At 69.0% G+C, this 20,933-nt stretch carries 22 protein-coding genes; 12 read left to right on the forward strand and 10 right to left on the reverse strand.

Annotated elements, in window-relative coordinates:
* Positions 1 to 189: 189 nt before the first annotated feature.
* Positions 190 to 1,050 (reverse strand): tellurite resistance TerB family protein, encoded by an 861-nt coding sequence (locus E4191_RS13145; RefSeq protein WP_135313799.1) that lies wholly within the window; start codon positions 1,048 to 1,050, stop codon positions 190 to 192.
* A gap of 256 nt (positions 1,051 to 1,306) precedes the next feature.
* Between E4191_RS13145 and tuf the strand changes: the two genes are divergently transcribed.
* Together tuf and E4191_RS13155 are read left to right on the forward strand one after the other, a co-directional pair.
* Entirely contained in the window at positions 1,307 to 2,482 is a 1,176-nt protein-coding gene (tuf, locus tag E4191_RS13150; protein ID WP_135313800.1) for an elongation factor Tu, read from the forward strand.
* 191 nt (positions 2,483 to 2,673) lie between these two features.
* Positions 2,674 to 3,582, forward strand: a complete 909-nt coding sequence (locus tag E4191_RS13155; protein ID WP_135313801.1) for an SDR family oxidoreductase — start codon at positions 2,674 to 2,676, stop codon at positions 3,580 to 3,582.
* Positions 3,583 to 3,849: 267 nt separating this feature from the next.
* Here the strand turns inward: E4191_RS13155 and parC are convergent, their stop codons facing one another.
* On the reverse strand, positions 3,850 to 6,090 hold the full coding sequence (gene parC, locus E4191_RS13160; protein WP_135313802.1) for a DNA topoisomerase IV subunit A: 2,241 nt from the start codon (positions 6,088 to 6,090) through the stop codon (positions 3,850 to 3,852).
* A gap of 129 nt (positions 6,091 to 6,219) precedes the next feature.
* Here parC and E4191_RS13165 point away from each other — a divergent pair, with 129 nt between their 5' ends.
* From E4191_RS13165 to betC, 9 genes are all read left to right on the forward strand, one after another.
* Positions 6,220 to 6,720: an SH3 domain-containing protein gene (locus E4191_RS13165; RefSeq protein WP_135313803.1), complete on the forward strand. Its 501-nt coding sequence runs from the start codon at positions 6,220 to 6,222 to the stop codon at positions 6,718 to 6,720.
* Positions 6,717 to 7,535 (forward strand): SDR family NAD(P)-dependent oxidoreductase, encoded by an 819-nt coding sequence (locus E4191_RS13170; RefSeq protein WP_135313804.1) that lies wholly within the window; start codon positions 6,717 to 6,719, stop codon positions 7,533 to 7,535. The genes E4191_RS13165 and E4191_RS13170 overlap by 4 nt, the downstream gene beginning before the upstream one ends.
* A 26-nt stretch (positions 7,536 to 7,561) precedes the next feature.
* Entirely contained in the window at positions 7,562 to 7,762 is a 201-nt protein-coding gene (locus E4191_RS13175) for a twin transmembrane helix small protein (protein ID WP_135313805.1), read from the forward strand.
* Complete coding sequence (locus tag E4191_RS13180) at positions 7,762 to 8,334, forward strand: cob(I)yrinic acid a,c-diamide adenosyltransferase (RefSeq protein ID WP_135313806.1); 573 nt, start codon at positions 7,762 to 7,764, stop codon at positions 8,332 to 8,334. The genes E4191_RS13175 and E4191_RS13180 overlap by 1 nt, the downstream gene beginning before the upstream one ends.
* Positions 8,335 to 8,457: 123 nt before the next feature.
* Positions 8,458 to 9,216 (forward strand): electron transfer flavoprotein subunit beta/FixA family protein, encoded by a 759-nt coding sequence (locus E4191_RS13185; RefSeq protein WP_135313807.1) that lies wholly within the window; start codon positions 8,458 to 8,460, stop codon positions 9,214 to 9,216.
* Positions 9,216 to 10,142, forward strand: a complete 927-nt coding sequence (locus E4191_RS13190; protein ID WP_135313808.1) for an electron transfer flavoprotein subunit alpha/FixB family protein — start codon at positions 9,216 to 9,218, stop codon at positions 10,140 to 10,142. The genes E4191_RS13185 and E4191_RS13190 overlap by 1 nt, the downstream gene beginning before the upstream one ends.
* Before the next feature lie 172 nt (positions 10,143 to 10,314).
* On the forward strand, positions 10,315 to 11,190 hold the full coding sequence (locus E4191_RS13195) for a 3-hydroxybutyryl-CoA dehydrogenase (RefSeq protein ID WP_135313809.1): 876 nt from the start codon (positions 10,315 to 10,317) through the stop codon (positions 11,188 to 11,190).
* 79 nt (positions 11,191 to 11,269) lie between these two features.
* Positions 11,270 to 12,202 (forward strand): choline ABC transporter substrate-binding protein, encoded by a 933-nt coding sequence (choX, locus tag E4191_RS13200; protein WP_135313810.1) that lies wholly within the window; start codon positions 11,270 to 11,272, stop codon positions 12,200 to 12,202.
* Between the two features lie 5 nt (positions 12,203 to 12,207).
* Positions 12,208 to 13,701 carry a choline-sulfatase gene (gene betC, locus E4191_RS13205; RefSeq protein WP_228461311.1) on the forward strand — a complete coding sequence of 498 codons (1,494 nt, stop codon included), beginning with the start codon at positions 12,208 to 12,210 and terminating at the stop codon, positions 13,699 to 13,701.
* 58 nt (positions 13,702 to 13,759) lie between these two features.
* Here the strand turns inward: betC and E4191_RS13210 are convergent, their stop codons facing one another.
* The 6 genes from E4191_RS13210 to E4191_RS13235 all read right to left on the reverse strand — a co-directional run bounded on the left by E4191_RS13210 (position 13,760) and on the right by E4191_RS13235 (position 17,012).
* Complete coding sequence (locus tag E4191_RS13210) at positions 13,760 to 14,161, reverse strand: DUF2852 domain-containing protein (RefSeq protein ID WP_135313812.1); 402 nt, start codon at positions 14,159 to 14,161, stop codon at positions 13,760 to 13,762.
* 88 nt (positions 14,162 to 14,249) lie between these two features.
* The gene (locus E4191_RS13215) at positions 14,250 to 14,879 is read right to left on the reverse strand and encodes a TetR/AcrR family transcriptional regulator (protein WP_135313813.1); all 630 of its coding nucleotides are present in this window, start codon (positions 14,877 to 14,879) and stop codon (positions 14,250 to 14,252) included.
* Positions 14,879 to 15,157, reverse strand: a complete 279-nt coding sequence (locus E4191_RS13220) for an HPr family phosphocarrier protein (protein WP_135313814.1) — start codon at positions 15,155 to 15,157, stop codon at positions 14,879 to 14,881. Before E4191_RS13220 ends, E4191_RS13215 begins: the two co-directional genes overlap by 1 nt.
* A complete protein-coding gene (locus E4191_RS13225) occupies positions 15,154 to 15,576 on the reverse strand; it encodes a PTS sugar transporter subunit IIA (protein WP_135313815.1) in 423 nt (140 codons plus the stop codon). The genes E4191_RS13220 and E4191_RS13225 overlap by 4 nt, the downstream gene beginning before the upstream one ends.
* A 31-nt stretch (positions 15,577 to 15,607) precedes the next feature.
* Positions 15,608 to 16,570 (reverse strand): RNase adapter RapZ, encoded by a 963-nt coding sequence (gene rapZ, locus E4191_RS13230; RefSeq protein WP_135313816.1) that lies wholly within the window; start codon positions 16,568 to 16,570, stop codon positions 15,608 to 15,610.
* 52 nt (positions 16,571 to 16,622) lie between these two features.
* On the reverse strand, positions 16,623 to 17,012 hold the full coding sequence (locus E4191_RS13235) for an HPr kinase/phosphorylase (RefSeq protein ID WP_331459605.1): 390 nt from the start codon (positions 17,010 to 17,012) through the stop codon (positions 16,623 to 16,625).
* A 236-nt stretch (positions 17,013 to 17,248) separates the two neighbouring features.
* Here E4191_RS13235 and E4191_RS13240 point away from each other — a divergent pair, with 236 nt between their 5' ends.
* The gene (locus E4191_RS13240) at positions 17,249 to 18,844 is read left to right on the forward strand and encodes a phosphoenolpyruvate carboxykinase (RefSeq protein ID WP_135313817.1); all 1,596 of its coding nucleotides are present in this window, start codon (positions 17,249 to 17,251) and stop codon (positions 18,842 to 18,844) included.
* A gap of 171 nt (positions 18,845 to 19,015) precedes the next feature.
* Here the strand turns inward: E4191_RS13240 and E4191_RS13245 are convergent, their stop codons facing one another.
* Positions 19,016 to 19,699 (reverse strand): hypothetical protein, encoded by a 684-nt coding sequence (locus E4191_RS13245; RefSeq protein WP_135313818.1) that lies wholly within the window; start codon positions 19,697 to 19,699, stop codon positions 19,016 to 19,018.
* A 138-nt stretch (positions 19,700 to 19,837) separates the two neighbouring features.
* Entirely contained in the window at positions 19,838 to 20,764 is a 927-nt protein-coding gene (argF, locus tag E4191_RS13250; protein ID WP_135313819.1) for an ornithine carbamoyltransferase, read from the reverse strand.
* Positions 20,765 to 20,933: the final 169 nt, after the last annotated feature.

Raw genomic sequence — 20,933 nt, forward strand, 5'->3', positions numbered from 1 at the left:
ACCGATTCGCGCCCGGGACGGCCGCTTCGATGACGATTGCGCTGCCTTAACGGCTTCCCCGGCCCGGGTCAACAGCCGCGACGCCCCGTTCCGGACATGCCCGGCGCCAAGGGCCCCGCTTTCATCTTGGCCGAAATATCCCGGGGGGATCGCCGTCAGGCGATGGGGGGCAGCGCCCCCCTGCCCCGTTCAGGCGTTATAGAGCGGCATGACCCCGGCCTCGGCATGGATCTCGTTCACCGCCGCCCGGTCCAGCTTCATCGCGCCCGCCAGATCGTTCAGATAGCGCGCCTCGGCCTCGCTGTCGAAATCGATGGCCAGCAGCGACATCAGATAGACCTGACGCTCCATCCCCTCAGGAATGTCGCGGGCCAGCCCGGCCGCGTCGACCGGCGCCGCCATCTGGTCGCGGATGAACTGCCGCTCCTCCTCGTCCAGATCGTCGCCCAGATGCCCCATCAGGCGCTTGCGCTCGGCCTCGTCGATGGTCCCGTCGGATTTCGCCGCCTGGATCATCGCACGCAGCATCAGCCCGGCCATCTCGTTCTGCTCGGGCGTGGGCGCCACCTGCGGCTCGCCGTCATGGGCCAGCGCATCGTCGAAGAGCGCGCCGAAGCTGGCCTGGTTGGAGGGCTGCGAATCCTTCTGCGCCAGATGGCCCGCCGCACCGCCCGCGGCCGCGCCGCCCAGCAATCCGCCCAGCATCTGCCCCAGCCCGCCGCCCGAGCTGCCCTGCGACACCCGTCCCACGCCACCGCGACCGCCCAGGCTGTCCAGCAGCCCGCCAAGCGATCCGCGCCCCGAGGCCCCGCTGCCGCCGCCAAGCGCGCGGCCCAGCATCTGGCCCAAGCCCCCGCCGGATCCGCCGGCGCCCGAGCCGATGCCCGTTCCCGCGCCGCCGGCATTGTTGCCCAGCAGGCTGTCCATCAGACCGCCGCCGCCGCTGCGCGCCCGCGCGCCGCCCTGCTGCTGGTTGTTCATCATGCTGCCGATCCCCTTGGCCAGCATCACGCCGGCGGCGACCTTGGTCAGGCTTTTCATCAGGCTCATGTCCGTATCCTCCTGGATGCGCGGCGGGCCTGCTGCCCGCCTTGTCGCGGGGAAAACGACGATGCCGCGCACTGGTTCCTGCGACGCCCGCGACCTCGCGGAACTTTGCCCGGCGCGCGCGCTACGCCCGCGTTCCGACGATTGCGGCCGCCCCACGCCCGGCAGCCCTTGATTTCTCCCCGCCCGGCCTATAGATCGCGGCGCACGTCAATTCGGGGCCGTCTCAGCCATGCCCCGCGGTATCCAGGAGGCCTACATGGGCAAGGCAAAGTTTGAACGGAACAAACCGCACGTCAACATCGGCACGATCGGCCATGTCGACCACGGCAAGACGACGCTGACGGCGGCGATCACCAAGTATTTCGGCGAATTCCGCGCCTATGACCAGATCGACGGCGCGCCCGAAGAGAAGGCCCGCGGGATCACGATCTCGACCGCCCACGTGGAATACGAATCCGAGGCGCGCCACTATGCGCATGTGGATTGCCCGGGCCACGCCGACTACGTCAAGAACATGATCACCGGTGCCGCCCAGATGGACGGCGCGATCCTGGTCGTGAACGCCGCCGACGGCCCGATGCCGCAGACGCGCGAGCACATCCTGCTGGGCCGCCAGGTCGGCATCCCCTTCATGGTCGTCTACCTCAACAAGGTCGACCAGGTGGATGACGAGGAGCTGCTGGAGCTGGTCGAGATGGAAGTCCGCGAGCTGCTGACCTCCTACGACTATCCGGGCGACGACATCCCGATCATCAAGGGCTCGGCCCTGGCCGCCATGGAAGGCCGCGACGCGGAGATCGGCGAGAACTCGATCCGCGCCCTGATCGCGGCCGTGGACGAGTACATCCCGACCCCCGAGCGCGCCATCGACCAGCCGTTCCTGCTGCCGATCGAGGACGTGTTCTCGATCTCGGGCCGCGGCACGGTCGTCACCGGCCGGATCGAGCGCGGCGCCGTCAACGTCGGCGACGAACTGGAGATCGTGGGCATCCGCGACACCCGCAAGACCACCTGCACGGGCGTCGAGATGTTCCGCAAGCTGCTGGACCGCGGTGAGGCCGGCGACAATGTGGGCGTGCTGCTGCGCGGCATCGACCGCGAGGGCGTCGAGCGCGGCCAGGTGCTGTGCAAGCCCAAGTCGGTGAACCCGCACACCGTCTTCGAGGCCGAGGCCTACATCCTGACCAAGGAAGAGGGTGGCCGTCACACGCCGTTCTTCGCCAACTACCGCCCGCAGTTCTACTTCCGCACGACGGACGTGACCGGCACCGTCAAGCTGCCCGAGGGCACCGAGATGGTCATGCCCGGCGACAACCTGAAGTTCGAGGTCGAGCTGATCGCCCCGATCGCCATGGAAGAGAAGCTGCGCTTCGCCATCCGCGAGGGCGGCCGCACCGTCGGCGCCGGCGTGGTCTCCAAGATCATCAAGTGATCCCCGCCCGAAAGGGCAGGGCCACATGAACCCACGACAAGGGCCGTCCGAAAGGGCGGCCCCTTCGGCGTGCGGGGGGCTCGGTTTCGACGCCCCCTCCCCCCGGGCCGCAAGGCCCGGCCCCCCGGACCTCTTGGAACATTCGCCAGCCCGCGCAGTTGCCCCGCGAACGCCAAGCACAAGAGGCTCCCATGTCCGACACCCCCGCCCGTCCCCCCTTCCGCAGCGGCGCCATCTCCGATCCCAGCCTGCCGATCCCCGACTTTCCCGCGCAGGAGCAGGCCTTCCCGGGCCTCGCCCAGAAGATGGACCCCCTGCCCGACCACGGCGAGACCAGCTATCGCGGCAGCGGCCGGCTGAAGGGCAAGCGCGCCCTGATCACCGGCGGCGACAGCGGCATCGGCGCCGCCGCCGCCATCGCCTATGCCCGCGAGGGCGCCGACGTGGCGATCACCTACCTGCCCGACGAGCAGCCCGACGCCGACCGCGTCGTCGCCGCCATCGAGGCCGAGGGCCGCACCGCCGTCGCCATCCCCGGCGATCTGCGCGACGAGGGGTTTTGCAAAGAGATGGTCGAAAGCGCCGCCTCGCAGCTGGGCGGGCTGGACATCCTGGTCAACAATGCCGGCCGCCAGCAATTCTGCAACCGGTTGGAAGACCTGACGACCGAGGATTTCGACGCGACGATGAAGACCAACGTCTACGCGCCCTTCTGGGTGACCCGGGCCGCCCTGCCCCATATGGAGGCCGGCGGCTCGATCATCATCACCTCCTCGGTGCAGGCCTTCTCGGGATCGGCGCATCTCTTCGACTATGCGCAGAGCAAGGCCGCCAACGTCGCCTTCGCCCAATCCCTGGCCAAGCAGCTGGCCCCGCGCGGCATCCGCGTGAACGCCGTCTGCCCGGGCCCCTACTGGACCGCACTGCAGATCAGCGGCGGCCAGCCCACCGACAAGGCACAGGAACACGGCGCCAGCCAGCCCCTGGGCCGCCCGGGCCAGCCGGTCGAGATCGCGCCGATCTACGTGCTGCTGGCCTCGGACGAGGCCAGCTACATCACCGGCGAGTATTTTGGCTCGGTCGGCGGCGGCGGTCTCTAGCGTCCTTGCCGAAAAGAAAGAGCCTCCGGCGGGGATATTTTAACCAAGATGAAAGGTCGTCGCGCGAGGATGACAGAGCGGTACAGGCGGGGACGCCGATGACCGCCCAAGGTGAAAGCGCCCTGCCGGGCCGCCCTCCCCGGGGCCGTCACGGCAGGGCGCCGTCATGTCAGCACCCCGCCCCGTCATCTTGGCGCAAATATCCCGGGGGGCCGCCGCGCAGCGGCGGGCGGGGCGGAGCCCCTCTTGCGGCGCCCCGCCTGCCGCTCAGGCGAAGCGGTTGTTGCGGGGGAATCCGCGCGGGGCCATGCGGCCGGCCGAGGCGCGCTTGCCCAGCCAGTCCGACAGGTCGGGCTCGGTCCGGGTCTTTCCGCCGCCCATGGGCCAGGACAGGCCCTGCGCCAGGGTCAGCGTCTCGGCATCCGTCAGCACCTCGTCCTTGAACAGCCCGCCCGGGTTCAGCTTCATCAGCCGCACGCCCTTGCCGCGCGACATCTCGGGCAGCTCGGCCAGCGGGAAGACCAGCATCCGCCGGGTGCCGGCGACGACCGCGACATGGTCGCCCTGCACGGGCTTGCACAGCAGCGCCTCGCCGTTCAGAACCTGCTTGCCGCTGCGGGTCTGCGCCAGGATGTCGGCCGAATTCACGACGAAGCCGTTCGCGTCCTTCGAGGCGACCAGGTACTTGGCCCCCGCGCGCCACGGGAACAGCGCGATGATCTGCGCCTCGTTGGGCAGATCGACCATCAGGCGCAGCGGCTCGCCCATGCCGCGCCCGCCGGGCAGGGTGTTGGCGGGCAGCGTGTAGAACCGGCCGTTCGAGGCGAAGATCATCAGCTTGTCGGTCGTCTCGGCATGCAGCGCCTGCCCGGGGCCGTCGCCGTCCTTGAACTTCAGCTCGGCCTCCAGCGGCTGGTGGCCCTTCATGCTGCGGATCCAGCCCATCTTCGACAGGATCACCGTCACCGGCTCGCGGTCGATCATCGAATCAAGGTCGATGGCGGGCAGCTCGGTCGCCTCGCCGATGGTGGTGCGGCGCTGGCCCTCGGGACGCGACTTGCCGAAGAGGTTGCGGACCTGCTTCAGCTGGTCGGCGATCTGCGCCCATTGCGCATCCTCGCTGTCCAGCATCGCCTGCAGCCCCTCGCGTTCGGACAGCAGCGCGTCGCGCTCGGCGCGCAGCTCGATCTCCTCCAGCTTGCGCAGCGCGCGCAGGCGCATGTTCAGGATCGCCTCGACCTGCACGTCGTTCAGCCCGAACTCGGCCATCATCACGGCCTTGGGCTCGTCCTCGGTGCGGATGATCTCGATCACTCGGTCGAGGTTCAGATAGGCGACCAGATAGCCTTCCAGCACCTCCAGCCGGGCGGCGATCTTCTCCAGCCGATAGGCGGCGCGGCGGACCAGCACCTCGCGGCGGTGGTCCAGGAAGGCGCGCAGCACCTCCTTCAGCGAGCAGACCTTGGGCACGCGCCCGTCGATCAGCACGTTCATGTTCAGGTTGAAGCGCAGCTCCAGGTCACTGTTGCGGAACAGCGCGCCCATCAGCTGCTCGGGATCGACGGTGCGGGCCTTGGGCTCCAGCACGATGCGGATGTCCTCGGCGGATTCGTCGCGCACATCGGCGAAGATCGGGATCTTGCGGGTCTGGATCAGTTCGGCCAGACGCTCGATCAGCTTGGATTTCTGCACCTGATAGGGGATCTCGGTCACGACGATCTGCCACAGCCCGCGGCCCAGATCCTCCTGCGCCCACCGGGCCCGGACGCGGAAGGCGCCGCGGCCGGTGCGATAGGTCTCGGCGATGCTCTCGGCACTTTCGACCAGCACGCCGCCGGTCGGGAAATCGGGGCCCTTGATCAGCGTGGCCAAGGTGTCGTCGCGCGCATCGGGCATCTTGATCAGATGCAAGCAGGCATCCACGACCTCGTGCAGGTTATGCGGCGGGATGTTCGTGGCCATCCCCACAGCGATCCCCGAGGCGCCGTTTGCCAGCAGGTTCGGGAAGGCGGCGGGCAGCACGATCGGCTCGGACAGGGTGCCGTCGTAATTGGGGCGGAAATCGACCGAATCCTCGGTCAGCCCGTCCATCAGCGTCTCGGAGGTCGCGGCCAGGCGCGCCTCGGTGTAGCGGGCGGCGGCCGGGTTGTCGCCGTCGATATTGCCGAAATTGCCCTGCCCGTCGACCAGCGGATAGCGCATGGCGAAATCCTGGGCCAGCCGGGCCATCGCGTCATAGATCGCCGCGTCGCCATGCGGGTGATAGTTGCCCATCACGTCGCCGGTGATCTTGGCCGATTTCCGGAACGGCCCGTTCGGCGCCAGACGCAATTCGCGCATGGCATACAGGATGCGGCGATGCACGGGCTTGAGCCCGTCGCGGGCATCGGGCAGCGCGCGGTGCATGATCGTGGACAGCGCATAGGTCAGGTAACGCTCGCCGATCGCGCGGCTGAGAGGTTCGCTGACGGTGCCCTTTTCGGGGTCGGGAATGAGATCATCGGACATGGGTCTTGGATAGGCCGCCCTGCCCGAGGGGTCCAGATCGAAAAGCGCCGCCCGGGAACGCCTGCGGGCGGGGGGGCGTTGACCGCGGGAACCGACCGAACGGGTCCGGGCGACGGGGGACGGCGCGACATGATCAGGCTGGGACTGCTGATACTGGCCACCTTGGCCGGGCTGGTCGTCGTCCTGTGGCAGCTGGGCGACGGCGCCGCGCCCGACCGCGTCCCCGCCGCGGCCCCCACGGCCAGCGCGCCCGCCACCCCCCAGCCCCCGGAGCCCGCGGCCCCCCTGGCGTCCGAGGCGCCCTCGGGGATCGTGCCCGCCGCCCGCCAGACGCCCGAGCAGGCGCCGCGCTTTCCCGGCCCGCCGCTGGAACCCTCGCCCGAATTCGCCGCTGGAACCCCAGCGCCCGATCTGCCCCCGGGCGCGGCGGGCGCCACCCTCTATGTCACCGCCGACCGGGTGAACATGCGCTCGGGCCCCGGCACCGGCAATCCGGTCGTCACCGGGCTCGATGGCGGCACGGCCGTCGAGGCCTTGGGTCCCCCTGACGCGGAGTGGGTCCAGATCCGCACCCCCTCGGGGCAGGAGGGCTTCGTCTCGGGCCAGTTCCTGTCGACGCAGGCGCCGTGAGGCGCGTCCTGATCACCGGCTGCTCGTCAGGCATCGGCCTGGACGCGGCGCGTCACCTGCAGGCCAGTGGCTGGCAGGTCGTGGCCACCTGCCGCCGCCCCGAGGACATCGCCGCCCGCCGGGCCGAGGGGATGGAGTGCCTGCATCTGGACCTGTCCGACGAGGCCAGCGTGGCGGACTGCACCGAGGCCGCGCTGGCCGGCGGCCCCCTTGATGCGCTGGTCAACAACGCGGCCTTCGCCCTGCCCGGCGCGGTCGAGGACATGCCGCGCGGCGCCCTGCGCGCGATCTTCGAGGTGAACCTTCTGGGCACCCATGACCTGACCACCCGCCTGATCCCGCAGTTCCGCGCCCAAGGCGCGGGGCGCATCGTCACCATCAGCTCGGTCCTGGGGCTGGTCGGCATCCCGTGGCGCGGCTCCTATGTGGCCACGAAATTCGCGCTGGAGGGGCTGACCGACGTGCTGCGGCTGGAGATGCACGGCACCGGCGTCAAGGTCGTGCTGATCGAGCCCGGCCCGATCACCAGCCGCATCCGCGAGAACGCCATCCCGCATTTCGAACGGTGGGTGGACTGGCAGGCCAGCCCGCGCGCCGACCAGTACCGCGCGACGCTGCTGAAACGCCTCTACGAACCCTCGGGCAAGGACCGGTTAGAGCTGCCCCCGCGCGCCGTCAGCACCCGCATTCTGACCGCGCTGACGGTCCCGAACCCCGCCCCGCGCTACTATGTCACGGCGCCCACGCGCATTTCCGGGGTGGCACGGCGGGTTCTGCCGACCCGCGCTCTGGACTGGTTTGCGCGGCGCACTTAGGTTGGGTCCCGAAAGGCGGTGCCCCCATGCCCGATCAATCCCTCTTCCTGGTGACCCTGCTGGCCGTCGGTGTCGTCTTCGCGATCCTGATGACCGGCATCGGCGGATTTGCCAAAGGCGGCGAGTTCAACCGCAAGCACGGCAACCGCATGATGCGCTGGCGCCTCTATGCCCAGGCCGGCGCGCTGGTCGTGCTGATGCTGTTCCTCTGGCTGAGGGGCGCGTGATGGTCGTCCTGAACCGCATCTACACCCGCACCGGCGACAAGGGCGACACCGCCCTGTCCGACGGCACCCGCGTCGCGAAAAGCGATCCCCGGGTCGAGGCCTATGGCACGGTGGACGAGCTGAACGCCACGCTCGGCCTCTGCCGCCTGCATGCGTCAGGCGACATGGCCGCGCGCATCGCCGTGATTCAGAACGACCTGTTCGATCTGGGTGCCGACCTGTCGCGCCCGAACATGGCCGCTGATGGCGCGGCGGGCTATCCGGTCCTGCGCATCATCGACGCGCAGGTCGACCGGCTGGAGGCCGAGATCGACGCGATGAACGCCGATCTGACGCCGCTGCGCAGCTTCATCCTGCCCGGCGGCACGCCTCTGGCGTCGCATCTGCACCTGTCGCGCACGGTGGCCCGCCGGGCCGAGCGCCGCGCGACCGAGCTGCTGGCGGGCGGCGACGTGAACGGCGCGGCAATCCGCTATCTGAACCGGTTGTCGGACTGGCTGTTCGTCGCGGGCCGCGTGGTCAACGACAACGGCGCGGCCGACGTGCTCTGGGTCCCGGGCGCCAGCCGCTAGGTCCCGACCCCGTCGCGGGGGGCGCAAACGCTGCGTCCCGCGACGTTTTTGCCCTGTCATTGCCGGGCGTCCCTGTCTAACAATCCCCCCGACAGATGACGCTCAATCAAGGGAGAGAGGCTCATGAAAGTCCTCGTGCCAGTCAAGCGCGTGATCGACTACAACGTGAAGGCCCGCGTGAAGGCGGACGGATCCGGAGTCGATCTGGCCAACGTGAAGATGTCGATGAACCCCTTCGACGAGATCGCCGTCGAAGAGGCGATCCGCCTGCGCGAAAAAGGCGTCGCCACCGAGATCGTCGCCGTGTCCATCGGCGTCAAGCAGGCGGCCGAGACCCTGCGCACCGCGCTGGCCATGGGCGCCGACCGCGCCATCCTGGTCATCGCCGCCGATGACGTGCACCAGGACATCGAACCCCTGGCCGTCGCCAAGATCCTCAAGGCCATCGTGGACCAGGAACAGCCGCAGCTGGTCATCGCCGGCAAGCAGGCCATCGACAACGACATGAACGCCACCGGCCAGATGCTGTCGGCGCTTCTGGGCTGGTCCCAGGCCACCTTCGCCAGCAAGCTGGAGGTCGAGGGCGATCTGGCCCGCGTCACCCGCGAGGTCGATGGCGGGTTGCAGACGATCGAGGTCAAGCTGCCCGCCATCGTCACCGCCGACCTGCGCCTGAACGAGCCGCGCTATGCCAGCCTTCCCAACATCATGAAGGCCAAGAAGAAGCCGCTGGAGGAGAAGACACCCGCCGATTACGGCGTCGACGTCACCCCGCGCCTGACGATCACCGCCACCCGCGAGCCCGAGGGCCGCAAGGCCGGCATCAAGGTCGGCTCGGTGGACGAGCTGGTTTCCAAACTCAAAGAAACGGGGGTCGTGTGATGGCTGTCCTTCTTCTGGCCGAAGTCACCGGCGGCGAGCTGAACCGCGACGCCACCGCCAAGGCCGTCAGCGCCGTGACAGCTTTGGGCGAGGTCACCGTGCTCTGCGCCGGGGCCCAGGCCCGCGCCGCCGCCGATGCCGCCGCGACCATCGCCGGGGTCGCCCGCGTCCTGGTGGCCGAGGCGCCGCTCTACGGTCACCGCCTGGCCGAACCGACCGCGGCGCTTCTGGTGTCGCTGGCGGGCGACTACAGCCACATCGTCGCCCCCGCCACGACGGACGCCAAGAACATCATGCCCCGCGTTGCGGCGCTTCTGGACGTGATGGTCATCTCCGAGGTTTCGGCGGCCATCGACGCGGACACGTTCGAACGCCCGGTCTATGCGGGCAACGCGATCCAGACGGTCACGTCCTCGGACGCCACCAAGGTCATGACCATCCGCATCGCCAGCTTCGACGCCGCGGGCGAGGGCCCCGCCGCCCCCGTCGCGGACGCGACCCCGGGCGCCGACCCGGCCCTGTCCAGCTGGCTCTCCGACGAGACCGCCGAAAGCGACCGCCCCGACCTGACCTCGGCGGGCCGCGTCGTCTCGGGCGGCCGCGCCTTGGGCTCCAAGGAGCAGTTCGTGATGATCGAGCAGCTGGCCGACAAGCTGGGCGCCGCCGTCGGCGCCAGCCGCGCTGCCGTCGATTCGGGCTATGCCCCCAACGACTGGCAGGTCGGCCAGACCGGCAAGGTCGTCGCCCCCGACCTCTATGTCGCGGTCGGCATCTCGGGCGCCATCCAGCACCTCGCTGGCATGAAGGACAGCAAGGTGATCGTGGCCATCAACAAGGACGAGGAAGCCCCGATCTTCCAGGTCGCCGATTACGGCCTCGTGGGCGATCTCTTCACCCTCGTCCCCGAACTGACCGAGAAACTCTGACCCCTTCATCTTGGTCCCAAATATCCCGGGGGGAGTCGCGTCACGCGACGGGGGGCAGCGCCCCCCTCCCCCCGCAGTCCTCAGCAGACCGCCCCCTCCCAAAGGGGGCGGTTTTGCATTGCAGCATGCCCCGCCCCGCCCTATCGTCCGCCCGAACAAGCAGGAGTCCGGCATGACGGTTCAAACGGTGGGCGTGATCGGCGCGGGTCAGATGGGCAACGGCATCGCCCATGTCTTCGCCGTGGCCGGTTACGACGTTCTCTTGACCGACATCAGCCGCGACGCGCTGGACAAGGCCATCGCGCTGATCGACCGCAACCTGGAACGCCAGGTCAGCCGCGACAAGATCACCGCCGAGGTGAAGGCCACTGCCATGGGCCATATCCGCACCACGCTCAAGCTCTCCGATCTGGGCCAGTGCGACCTGGTGATCGAGGCCGCCACCGAACGCGAGACCGTCAAGCAGGCGATCTTCGAGGATCTGGTCCCGCATCTGAAGCCCGAGACGATCCTGACCTCGAACACCTCCTCGATCTCGATCACACGCCTCGCCTCGCGCACCGACCGCCCCGAGAAGTTCATGGGCTTCCACTTCATGAACCCCGTGCCGGTCATGCAGCTGGTCGAGCTGATCCGCGGCATCGCCACAGACGAGCCGACCTACAAGGCGCTGCATGCCGTGGTCGAGAAGCTGGGCAAGACCTCGGCCACCGCCGAGGATTTCCCCGCCTTCATCGTCAACCGCATCCTGATGCCGATGATCAACGAGGCGGTCTACACGCTCTACGAGGGCGTGGGCTCGGTCAGCTCGATCGACAGCGCGATGAAGCTGGGCACCAACCACCCGATGGGCCCGCTGGAACTGGCCGATTTCATCGGCCTGGACACCTGCCTCGCGATCATGAACGTGCTCCATGACGGGCTGGCGGACACGAAATACCGCCCCTGCCCGCTTCTGACCAAGTATGTCGAGGCCGGGTGGCTGGGCCGCAAGACCGGCCGGGGTTTTTACGACTATCGGGGCGAGACGCCCGTTCCGACCCGCTGAGTGTCGCTTTCAGACGGTCGCGCCCCGGGACTCCGCTCTTGACTGAGCGGATAATCAACAAACCCGACAGGAGAGACCCATGACCCGACCGATCCTCGCCGCCATGGCGCTGACCGCCCTCACGGCTCTGCCCGCATGGGCCCAGGATGCCGACAGCTGCGCGACGGTGCGCCTGTCCGATCCCGGCTGGACGGACATCACCGCCACCAACGGCGTGGCGGCGGCGCTGCTGGAGGCGCTCGGCTACACGCCCGACATCGCCACCCTGTCGGTGCCGGTGGGCTACGAGGCCCTCAAGGGCGCGCAGACCGACGTGTTCCTGGGCAACTGGATGCCCGCGCAGGCCAGCTTCCGCGCCGATCTGGACGCCGATGGCGGCGTTACCGAACTGGTGCAGAACCTCGAGGGCGCCAAGTTCACGCTGGCCGTCAACCCGGCGGCTGTGGCCCTCGGCGTGGCCCATTTCGCCGATCTGGACGCCCATCGCGACGCGTTCGAGGGCAAGATCTACGGCATCGAGCCCGGCGCGCCGGCCAACCAGAACATCCAGGGCATGATCGACGCCGACACCTTCGGCCTGGGCGATTGGGAGCTGGTCGAGTCCGGCGAACAGGCGATGCTGGCGCAGGTGACCCGCAACGACGACACCCCGACGGTCTTCCTGGCTTGGGCGCCCCACCCGATGAACGAGGCGATCGAGATCACCTATCTGTCGGGCGGCGACGCGCAGTTCGGGCCCGATTTCGGCGGCGCCACCGTCCACACGCTGGCCCGCGCCGAATGGGCCGAGAGCTGCCCCAATGCCGCGCGACTCTTCACGCAGCTGGTCTTCGACGTGACGATGGAAAACCAGCTGATGGGCGCGATCCTGGACGACGGCGCCGATCCGCAGGAGGCCGCGCGCGACTGGATGGCCGACAACACCGACGCGCTGGCCCCGTGGCTGGACGGCGTGACCACGCTGGACGGCCAGCCGGGACTTGACGCGGTGCAGGCGGCGGTGGCCGGATAGGACCCGTGCAGCCCAATATCCTGATCCTCATGGCGGACCAGCTGTCGGGGGTCCTGTTCCCCGACGGCCCCGCCCCGTTCCTGCACACCCCCAACCTGCGGCGGCTGGCCCTGCGGTCCGCCCGCTACGCCAACGCCTACACCGCCAGCCCTCTCTGCGCGCCGGGGCGGGCCAGCTTCATGTCGGGCCAGCTGCCCCGCCGCACGCGGGTCTACGACAACGCGGCCGAGTTCGCTTCCGACATCCCGACCTATGCCCATCACCTGCGCCGGGCGGGCTATCGCACCTGCCTGTCGGGCAAGATGCATTTCGTCGGCCCCGACCAGCTGCACGGCTTCGAGGAGCGGCTGACCACCGACATCTATCCCGCCGATTTCGGCTGGACCCCGGATTATCGCAAGCCCGGGGAACGGATCGACTGGTGGTATCACAACCTGGGCTCGGTCACCGGCGCCGGCGTGGCTGAGATCACCAACCAGCTGGATTACGACGACGACGTGGCCCATCAGGCCTGCCGCAAGCTCTATGATCTGGCCCGCAGCGGCGACGACCGGCCCTGGTGCCTGACGGCCAGCTTCACCCATCCCCACGACCCCTTCGTGGCGCGCCGCCGCTACTGGGACCTCTACGAGGGCGTGCCCGAACTGGAGCCGCCCGCGCTCATCCCCTACGCGGACATGGACCCCCATGCGCAGCGCCTGATGGATGCCTGCGACGCGCAGGCCTTCGACATCACGGACGACCAGATCCGCCGCGCGCGCCAAGGCTATTTCGCCAATATCAGCTATGTCGACGACAAGATCGGCCAGATCCTCGACGTGCTGGACGCCACCGGCCAGCAGGACACGATCATCCTGTTCCTGTCTGATCATGGCGAGATGCTGGGCGAGCGGGGGTTGTGGTTCAAGATGAACTTCTTCGAGGGCTCGGCCCGCGTGCCACTGATGATCGCGGCGCCGGGCATGGCGCCGGCGCGCGTCGATCAGCCGGTCAGCACGCTGGACGTGCTGCCCACGCTCGGCGATCTGGCCGGGCTGCCAATGGACGGGATCGCGCCTTGGACCGATGGCGTCTCGCTGGCGGGCGGCGGGGATCGCGGCCCCGTGCCGATGGAATACGCGGCCGAGGGCAGCATCACCCCCCTGGTGGCCCTACGCGACGGGCGCTGGAAATACACCGCCTGCCGCGCCGATCCCGAACAGCTGTTCGACCTGCAGGCCGATCCCGGGGAACGCACCAACCTGGCCCCGGACCCCGCCCATGCCGCGACGCTGGCGCGCTTCCGCGAAATGGCCGCGCAACGATGGGATCTGGACGCCTATGACGCCGAGGTGCGCCAGTCCCAGGCCCGCCGCTGGATCGTCTACGAGGCGCTGCGCAACGGCGCCTACTACCCCTGGGACCACCAGCCCCTGCAGCGCGCGTCCGAGCAGTACATGCGCAACCACATGGACCTGAACGACCTGGAAGAGACCCGACGCTTCCCGCGCGGAGAATAGTGAACGGGGCCGGTCATCCTGGCCCCGTCTGCTGTCCTGAGCCCGGGGCCTTTTACTCTTACGCGTCGGCCTTGGCGGTGCGCTTGTCCATGAACTGGTCGAATTCCGACTTGTCCTTGGCCTCGCGCAGCTTGGCCAGGAAATCCATGAACTCGCGATGCTCGTCTTCGAGGCGCTTCAGCGTCTCGGCGCGATAGGCGTCGAAGGCGGTGTTGCCCGTCGATTGGGCGACATGGGGGGTGAACGTGCCGCGTTTGCTGCATCCGAACATGCGCTTGCTCCAGATCATGTAGGTCAGAAGGGCCAGGCCCAGGGGCCAGAAGGCGATGAAGCCCAGGATCATCGCGACGATCCAGGCGGGGCGGCCGCGCGCGTCCAGCCAGTCGCGGGCGCGCATCAGCACATCGCCGAGGCGCTGCCCGGTCGAGATCGGGCGGAGCACGGGGGTTGCGGTGGTCATCGGTGGTGTCTCCCTATGTTAATGTGAATTACATTTACATAAATGGGAAGACCGGGCCGCCCGTCAAGACATATGTTGCGAAAAATCTTCAGTCCTGGATCAGGCCCAGCCCGCGCAGATAGATGATCGCGCCGCTTTCCAGCATCTCGGACGGCTCGACGGGGCTGCGGCTGCCGGGCTTGCCGCGCCCGAACAGCTCGACCACGCCATGGCTCAGCGCCCAGATATGGCTGGCGACCATACGCGACGGGGGGCGGCTGCCCTCGGGCAGGCGCGCGGCCAGCGCCTCGGCGGCCGAGATCAGCACCCCCTGCGCCCGCCCCGAGGCGGCGGCCAGATCGGCATTCCCGGCGATCGAGATGCCGGATTCGAACATCGCCATGTAATGCCCGGGCCGTTCGGCGGCGAAATCCAGATAGGCCTGCCCCATCCGCAGGAAGGCGCTCAGCGGGCGCGGGCGGCCGTCGTCGAAGGCCAGCTGCAACTTGTCGGCGAATTCCAGGAAACCCTGCCGCGCCAGCTCCTCCAGCAGGTCGTCGCGGCCCTTGAAGTGGCGATAGGGCGCGGCGGCGGACACGCCCGCCCGGCGCGCGGCCTCGGTCAGGGTGAAGGCCTGCGGGCCCTGCTCCTCGACCAGGGTGGCGCTGGCCTCGACCAGCGCCTGGCGCAGGTTGCCGTGGTGATAGGTCTTGCGGTCGCGGGAGGTCGGATCGGGCACTACATGCCTTCGCCGAAGAAGTCCCCGACAAGGGCCTCCAGCGCGTCGGCCAGATCGGAGGCCTGCGGCCCGGTGGTCGTCACCCGGATCTGGCTGCCACGCGGCGCGGTCAGCATCAGCAGGCCCATGATCGAATCGCCCGAGACGCTCATCCCGTCCTTCTCGACCTGCGCCTGCGCGTCGAAGCGCTCGACCACGTCCACGAACTTGGCGCTGGCCCGCGCGTGCAGGCCCTTGACGTTGATGATCGACAGATCGCGCGTGACGGGGCCGGTCATCGGGCGAACCGCCCGCCGCCCGATGCCGCCTCGGGCGGGACGTTGTAGCTGTTGATGTACTTGCGCCCGGCCTCCTTGGCGAAGCCCACGGCGATGGGCACCGACAGGTGGCGCGACTTGGCCAGCTTGACCAGCATCGGCAGGTTCGCCCCGTACAGGATCGCCCGGTCCTCGACCGCGCAGGCCGGCAGCGACAGGTTCGAGGGCGAGCCGCCGAACAGGTCCGTCACCAGCACGACCCCGTCGCCCAGATCGACGGCATCCGCCGCCGCCTTGATTTCCGCAGTCTTGGCCGCGCGGTCGTGATCGTCCTCGATCGCGACCGCGGCAATGCCCGTCTGCGGGCCCACGACATGTTCCACCGCGGAAAGATATTCCCGCGCCAGACCGCCATGCGCTACGATGACAATTCCGATCAACGCGTCCCACCAAACCCTTGGGTCAAAGCCGTCATGATGCGTGCCCTTGCAGCGGTTTTGCCCCGCTTGTGGGCAGGGTGTCCGTGCCGGACGGCGGCACCATGATCCGCCGCTCAAGTTCCCTGTGTCTTATTGACACCGGCCAGCCTGCCTCTGCAAGCGCCAGCGCCATTTTTTCCACCAAAGTGACGGAACGGTGTTGCCCGCCGGTACAGCCGAAGCCCACCGCCAGATGCGATTTGCCCTCGTCCATATGGGCGGGCAGCAGGAACTGGATCAGCCCGCGCGTCCGGTCGAAGAATTCCGCGAATCGCGGATCGGCCGCGACATGGCCCTGCACGCGCCCGTCGCGCCCGTCCAGCGGCCGCAGGCCCGGCTCCCAATGCGGGTTGGCCAAGAAGCGGCAGTCGAACATCAGGTCCAGCCCGCGCGGCACGCCGCGCTTGAAGCTGAAGGAATGCAGCGACACGCTCAGCCGCCGGTCGGGCCGCAGGTCGAACCAGCGCGTCAGCTCGGCCTTGAGGTCGTGGGGCGACAGCTCGGTCGTGTCGACCAGCACGTCGGCCCGCGCCAGGATCGGCGCCAGCAGGTCGATCTCGGCCAGCACGCCCGCCAGCGGCGCCTCGTCGGGGGCCAGCGGGTGGCGGCGGCGCGTCTCGTTGTAGCGGCGCACCAGCACGTCGGCGTCGCAATCCAGATACAGGACCTCGGGCGCGTAGTCGGGGCGCCGGGTCAGCCGGTCGATCAGCTCGATCACGTTGAAGGCCGAGAAGTCGCGGTTCCGGACGTCCAGCCCCAAGGCCAGCGGCACGGGCCGCGCCGGGCCGTCCAGCAGGCGGGGGATCAGCGACAAAGGCAGGTTGTCGATCGCCTCGAATCCCAGATCCTCCAGCACGTTGATGGCGGTGGACCGCCCCGCGCCCGAGGGTCCGGTGACCAAGACCAGCCGCTGCACCCGCAGGGCGGCCTGTTCCTCGAAAGCGTCCTGAACCATCCGGAATCCTTTCGCTGGCCGGAGGGCGATCACGCCAGACGCCGTCCCAGCATCAGCTGCCGCAGTGCAGCGCAAAGATGCGGTCGATAGGGCCCCAGCACAAGCGAAACCCGGACCCCCAGCCAATCTTGGTGGTGCATCTGTGGCAGGCGATCCTCTTCCCGGCGCCCCAGGTCGCAGGCCAGCCCGACCGGCACCGGCGGCGAGGGATGCGCCCACAGGATCCCCACCCCCGCGCCTCGATCCGGCCCGACAGCGCGGGGGGCGCCTGCGCGATCAGCCGACCCTGCTGCAACCGCAGGTCGGTGCGGTCGTCTGCGACCAGCACGGCCCCCACGGCCATCAGCTCCAGCGCCAGGCCGGACTTGCCCGACCCCGAGGGGCCCAGGATCACCAGCCCCCGCCCCTCCAGCGCCACGGTCGTCGCATGCAGCTGCATCATTCCGAATCACCTTGCTGTCCGATCCCGACCTAAGCCGGTTCATTTCGCCCCGTCACCCACCCGTCACCCGCCCGTCATCCGCGCAATCCGGGGGCGGACCCCGACTGTTGGCGATAACATTTACTGTTTCCGCTAACCGTTAGCGCTGCCTTGTTCCGCCGCGAATCCGCCGTGCTATAGCCCGGACAGCCGCCCGCATCGGGCACCCGACCCCAGAACCCCACGGAGCCCCCGACATGACGACGCGCGTAAACCCCACATGCAGGCTGGAAGATCAGGGCATCGCGGGGCTGGGCCAGGTCCATTACAACCTGCTGGAACCCGCCCTGATGACCCAGGCCGTCGCGCGCGGTGAAGGCCAGCTGGGCCTGGGCGGCACCTTTCTCGTCTCGACCGGCGCCCATACCGGCCGCTCGCCCAAGGACAAGTTCGTCGTCCGCACGGCCGCGGTCGAGGACCAGATCTGGTGGGAGAACAACAAGCCGATGGCCCCCGAGGCCTTCGACCTGCTGCATGCCGACATGCTGGCGCACATGAAGGGCCGCGACTACTTCGTGCAGGACCTGTTCGCGGGCGCCGATGCCGACAACCGCCTCGACGTGCGCGTCGTGACCGAGATGGCGTGGCACGGCCTGTTCATCCGCCACCTGCTGCGCCGCCCCGAGGCGGACGAACTGGCGAGCTTCACCCCCGAATTCACGATCATCAACTGCCCGGGCTTCCAGGCCGACCCGGCCCGCCACGGCTGCCGGTCCCAGACCGTGATCGCGATGAACTTCGAGAAGAAACTGATCCTGATCGCCAACACCGCCTATGCCGGCGAGAACAAGAAATCCGTCTTCACGCTGCTGAACTACCTGCTGCCCGAAAAGGGCATCATGCCCATGCATTGCAGCGCCAACCACGCGCCGGGCGATCCCGACGACGCGGCGGTGTTCTTCGGCCTCTCGGGCACCGGCAAGACGACGCTGTCGGCCGATCCCTCGCGCGTGCTGATCGGCGACGACGAACATGGCTGGTCCGACACCGGCATCTTCAACTTCGAGGGCGGCTGCTACGCCAAGACGATCAACCTCTCGGCCAAGGCCGAGCCCGAGATCCACGCCACCACCACCCGCTTCGGCACCGTGATCGAGAACATGGTCTTCGACGCCGACAGCCTGGAGCTGGATTTCGAGGACAACTCGATCACCGACAACATGCGCTGCGCCTATCCGCTTGACGCGATCTCGAACGCCTCGCCGACCAGCCTGGGCGGGCATCCCAAGAACATCATCATGCTGACCTGCGACGCCTATGGCGTGCTGCCGCCCATCGCGCGGCTGACGCCGGCGCAGGCCATGTATCACTTCCTGTCGGGCTTCACCTCCAAGACCCCGGGCACCGAGGTCGGGGTGGTCGAACCGCTGCCCACCTTCTCGACCTGCTTCGGCGCCCCCTTCATGCCGCGCCGCCCCGAGGTCTATGGCAAGCTGCTGGCCGACAAGATCGCCCAGCACGGCGCCAGTTGCTGGCTGGTCAACACCGGCTGGACCGGCGGCGCCTTCGGCACCGGCAAGCGCATGCCCATCGCCGCGACCCGGGCCCTGCTGGCCGCGGCGCTGGACGGCAGCCTGAACGAGGTCGAGTTCCGAAAGGACCCGAACTTCGGCTTCGAGGTCCCCGTCAGCGTCCCCGGCGTCTCCGAGGTGCTGCTGGATCCCCGCCAGACCTGGGCCGAGCCCGCCGCCTATTACGCGCAGGCGAGGAAGCTGGTGCAGATGTTCTCGGACAACTTCGCCCAGTACCTGGACGGCATCGACGACGAGGTCCGCGCCGCCGCCATCGGCTGACCGCCCCCGCCTGCCGATCTCCAAGCCCCCGCCCCACGAAAGGCGGGGGTCTTGCGTTCCGGCCTCCGCCGGACGGGCATTTGGGGCCTCCGCCGGACGGGGCCGAGAGCCTGGATCAGAAGCGCGTCCCTCCTTGGCCACTGCCATTCCGCATGACCCTGTGACCAGGCCTCAGCCGGGCGGGGCGGGATCGTCGCGGCGCATCCCTATCGGGCCCATGCCGCCGCCGCCCGCTGCTCCGCCACCACCACCACCACCACCGCCAGCCCGGTCGCGCCCGCCCTCGGCCTTGCCACCGCGACCGCCGCCCCCGCCCTGGGGCCGGGTCGGACCCTGCAGCGGAATGGCGACCGAGGCCGGGATCGGCTCCAGATCCAGCGCGCGGCGGATGAAGTCGCGCAGCGCGATGACCAGTTCCGCCGTGCGGATCGGTCGCCCTGCCGCCATGTCGCCCGCCGCCTGCCCGGCCAGCCGCACATGCTCGTCCGTGCCCAGCAGCAGGATGTCGGCCAGCGCCGCCTCGACCGCGTCGCGGATGCGGCGGGGCCGGTCCGAGGCGGGCTCGCCCTCCAGCGGCGCCATCTCGGCGTCCAGGGGCGCCGCCTCGGCCTTGCGCAGGTCGCGCAGATGGGCCGGGTTGACGGTCAGCTCTCCGGTGAAGGACCCGCCCAGGGTCCGGTAGGCGGCGATCAGCGTCCGCAGCCGCTCGTTGATCTGCCGGTTCATGCGCTGCTGGCGCTGCTGGATGGTCAGCATGACCAGCACGCGGATGCCCACGCCGATGAAGGCGAAGAGCGCCAGCCCCAGGACGGTGGTCAGGATGCCCTGCCAGGAACTGAAATCGAAACCGCGCATCAAGGCCCCTCCGTGACTGTCAGACGCGCCCAGGCGGCATGGCCGGGCAAGGGTGCGGCGCGACGCCCGGTCCGGCCGCGCGATCCGCGCGACCGGACCTCTTGTCGCCGGGTGGCGATGGGCCACCCGTCCGCACGGTCACAGGCCCAGGCAGTGCCGCATGATGGCCTTCTGCGCGTGCAGGCGGTTCTCGGCCTCGTCCCAGATGACCGAGGCCGGGCCGTCCATGACCGCGCTGGTCACCTCGTCCTCGCGATGCGCCGGCAGGCAGTGCATGAACAGCGCGTCGGGGCGGGCCTGGTCCATCAGCGCCTGGTTGATCTGGTATCCGCGCAGCTGGTTGTGGCGGCGCTCCTTGGCGGATTGCGGATCATGCATGCTGACCCAGGTGTCGGTCACGACCAGATCGGCGCCGACCACCGCGCGGGCCGGGTCGCGCTCGATGGTGACCGGATGGCCCTGCGCCGCCGCATAGTCCAAGCAGGCGCGTTCCGGGTCCAGCGGCGGCGGACCGGTGAAGATCAGGTCGAACCCGAACTGCCCCGCCGCATGGGCGAAGCTGGCGAAGACGTTGTTGCCGTCGCCCGACCAGACCACCTTCTTGCCCGCGATATTGCCGCGATGTTCCTCGAAGGTCATCACGTCGGCCATGATCTGGCAGGGATGGGTGCGGTTCGTCAGCCCGTTGATGACCGGCACGGTGGCGTATTCCGCCATCTCCAGCAGGGTGGCCTCCTCAAAAGTGCGGATCATGATCAGGTCGACATAGCGCGACAGCACGCGGGCGGTGTCGGCGATCGTCTCGCCATGGCCCAGCTGCATCTCGGATCCCGACAGGATCATCGTCTGGCCGCCCATCTGGCGCACGCCCACGTCGAAGCTGACGCGGGTGCGGGTCGAGGGCTTCTCGAAGATCAGCGCGACCATGCGGCCCGCCAGCGGCTGGTCGTCGTCGGGCGTGCCCTTGGGGCGGCTGTTGCGGGCGGTCTTCATCGCGCGGGCGGTGTCGATGATGGACCGCAGCGCGGCCCGGTCGGTCGTGTGGATATCCAGGAAATGGGTCATCTGCGTCAGGTCTTTCGGCGATTTCCGCCATGGAAGCCCGCTTGCCCGGCCAAGGTCAAGGGGGCGAAGGTTCGCGTGGGGGGCGCTGCCCCCGCCGCGCGATGCCCGCGCGGCCCCCCGGGATATTTTCGTGAAGAAGACACGCCCGGAGGGGGGAGGGCAAGGACGG

Origin of the sequence: Paracoccus liaowanqingii, from assembly GCF_004683865.2 — a bacterium.
In the GTDB taxonomy this organism is placed as follows: domain Bacteria; phylum Pseudomonadota; class Alphaproteobacteria; order Rhodobacterales; family Rhodobacteraceae; genus Paracoccus; species Paracoccus liaowanqingii.

Coding starts and splice junctions, on each gene's coding strand:
- E4191_RS13145 (WP_135313799.1), bottom strand. CDS start 1,050: ATGAGCCTGATGAAAAGCCTGACCAAGGTCGCCGCCGGCGTGATGCTG.
- tuf (WP_135313800.1), top strand. CDS start 1,307: ATGGGCAAGGCAAAGTTTGAACGGAACAAACCGCACGTCAACATCGGC.
- E4191_RS13245 (WP_135313818.1), bottom strand. CDS start 19,699: ATGCGCGGTTTCGATTTCAGTTCCTGGCAGGGCATCCTGACCACCGTC.
- E4191_RS13190 (WP_135313808.1), top strand. CDS start 9,216: ATGGCTGTCCTTCTTCTGGCCGAAGTCACCGGCGGCGAGCTGAACCGC.
- parC (WP_135313802.1), bottom strand. CDS start 6,090: ATGTCCGATGATCTCATTCCCGACCCCGAAAAGGGCACCGTCAGCGAA.
- E4191_RS13175 (WP_135313805.1), top strand. CDS start 7,562: ATGCCCGATCAATCCCTCTTCCTGGTGACCCTGCTGGCCGTCGGTGTC.
- argF (WP_135313819.1), bottom strand. CDS start 20,764: ATGACCCATTTCCTGGATATCCACACGACCGACCGGGCCGCGCTGCGG.
- choX (WP_135313810.1), top strand. CDS start 11,270: ATGACCCGACCGATCCTCGCCGCCATGGCGCTGACCGCCCTCACGGCT.
- E4191_RS13180 (WP_135313806.1), top strand. CDS start 7,762: ATGGTCGTCCTGAACCGCATCTACACCCGCACCGGCGACAAGGGCGAC.
- E4191_RS13185 (WP_135313807.1), top strand. CDS start 8,458: ATGAAAGTCCTCGTGCCAGTCAAGCGCGTGATCGACTACAACGTGAAG.
- E4191_RS13210 (WP_135313812.1), bottom strand. CDS start 14,161: ATGACCACCGCAACCCCCGTGCTCCGCCCGATCTCGACCGGGCAGCGC.
- rapZ (WP_135313816.1), bottom strand. CDS start 16,570: ATGGTTCAGGACGCTTTCGAGGAACAGGCCGCCCTGCGGGTGCAGCGG.
- E4191_RS13240 (WP_135313817.1), top strand. CDS start 17,249: ATGACGACGCGCGTAAACCCCACATGCAGGCTGGAAGATCAGGGCATC.
- E4191_RS13165 (WP_135313803.1), top strand. CDS start 6,220: ATGATCAGGCTGGGACTGCTGATACTGGCCACCTTGGCCGGGCTGGTC.
- E4191_RS13220 (WP_135313814.1), bottom strand. CDS start 15,157: ATGACCGGCCCCGTCACGCGCGATCTGTCGATCATCAACGTCAAGGGC.
- E4191_RS13195 (WP_135313809.1), top strand. CDS start 10,315: ATGACGGTTCAAACGGTGGGCGTGATCGGCGCGGGTCAGATGGGCAAC.
- E4191_RS13155 (WP_135313801.1), top strand. CDS start 2,674: ATGTCCGACACCCCCGCCCGTCCCCCCTTCCGCAGCGGCGCCATCTCC.
- E4191_RS13235 (WP_331459605.1), bottom strand. CDS start 17,012: ATGATGCAGCTGCATGCGACGACCGTGGCGCTGGAGGGGCGGGGGCTG.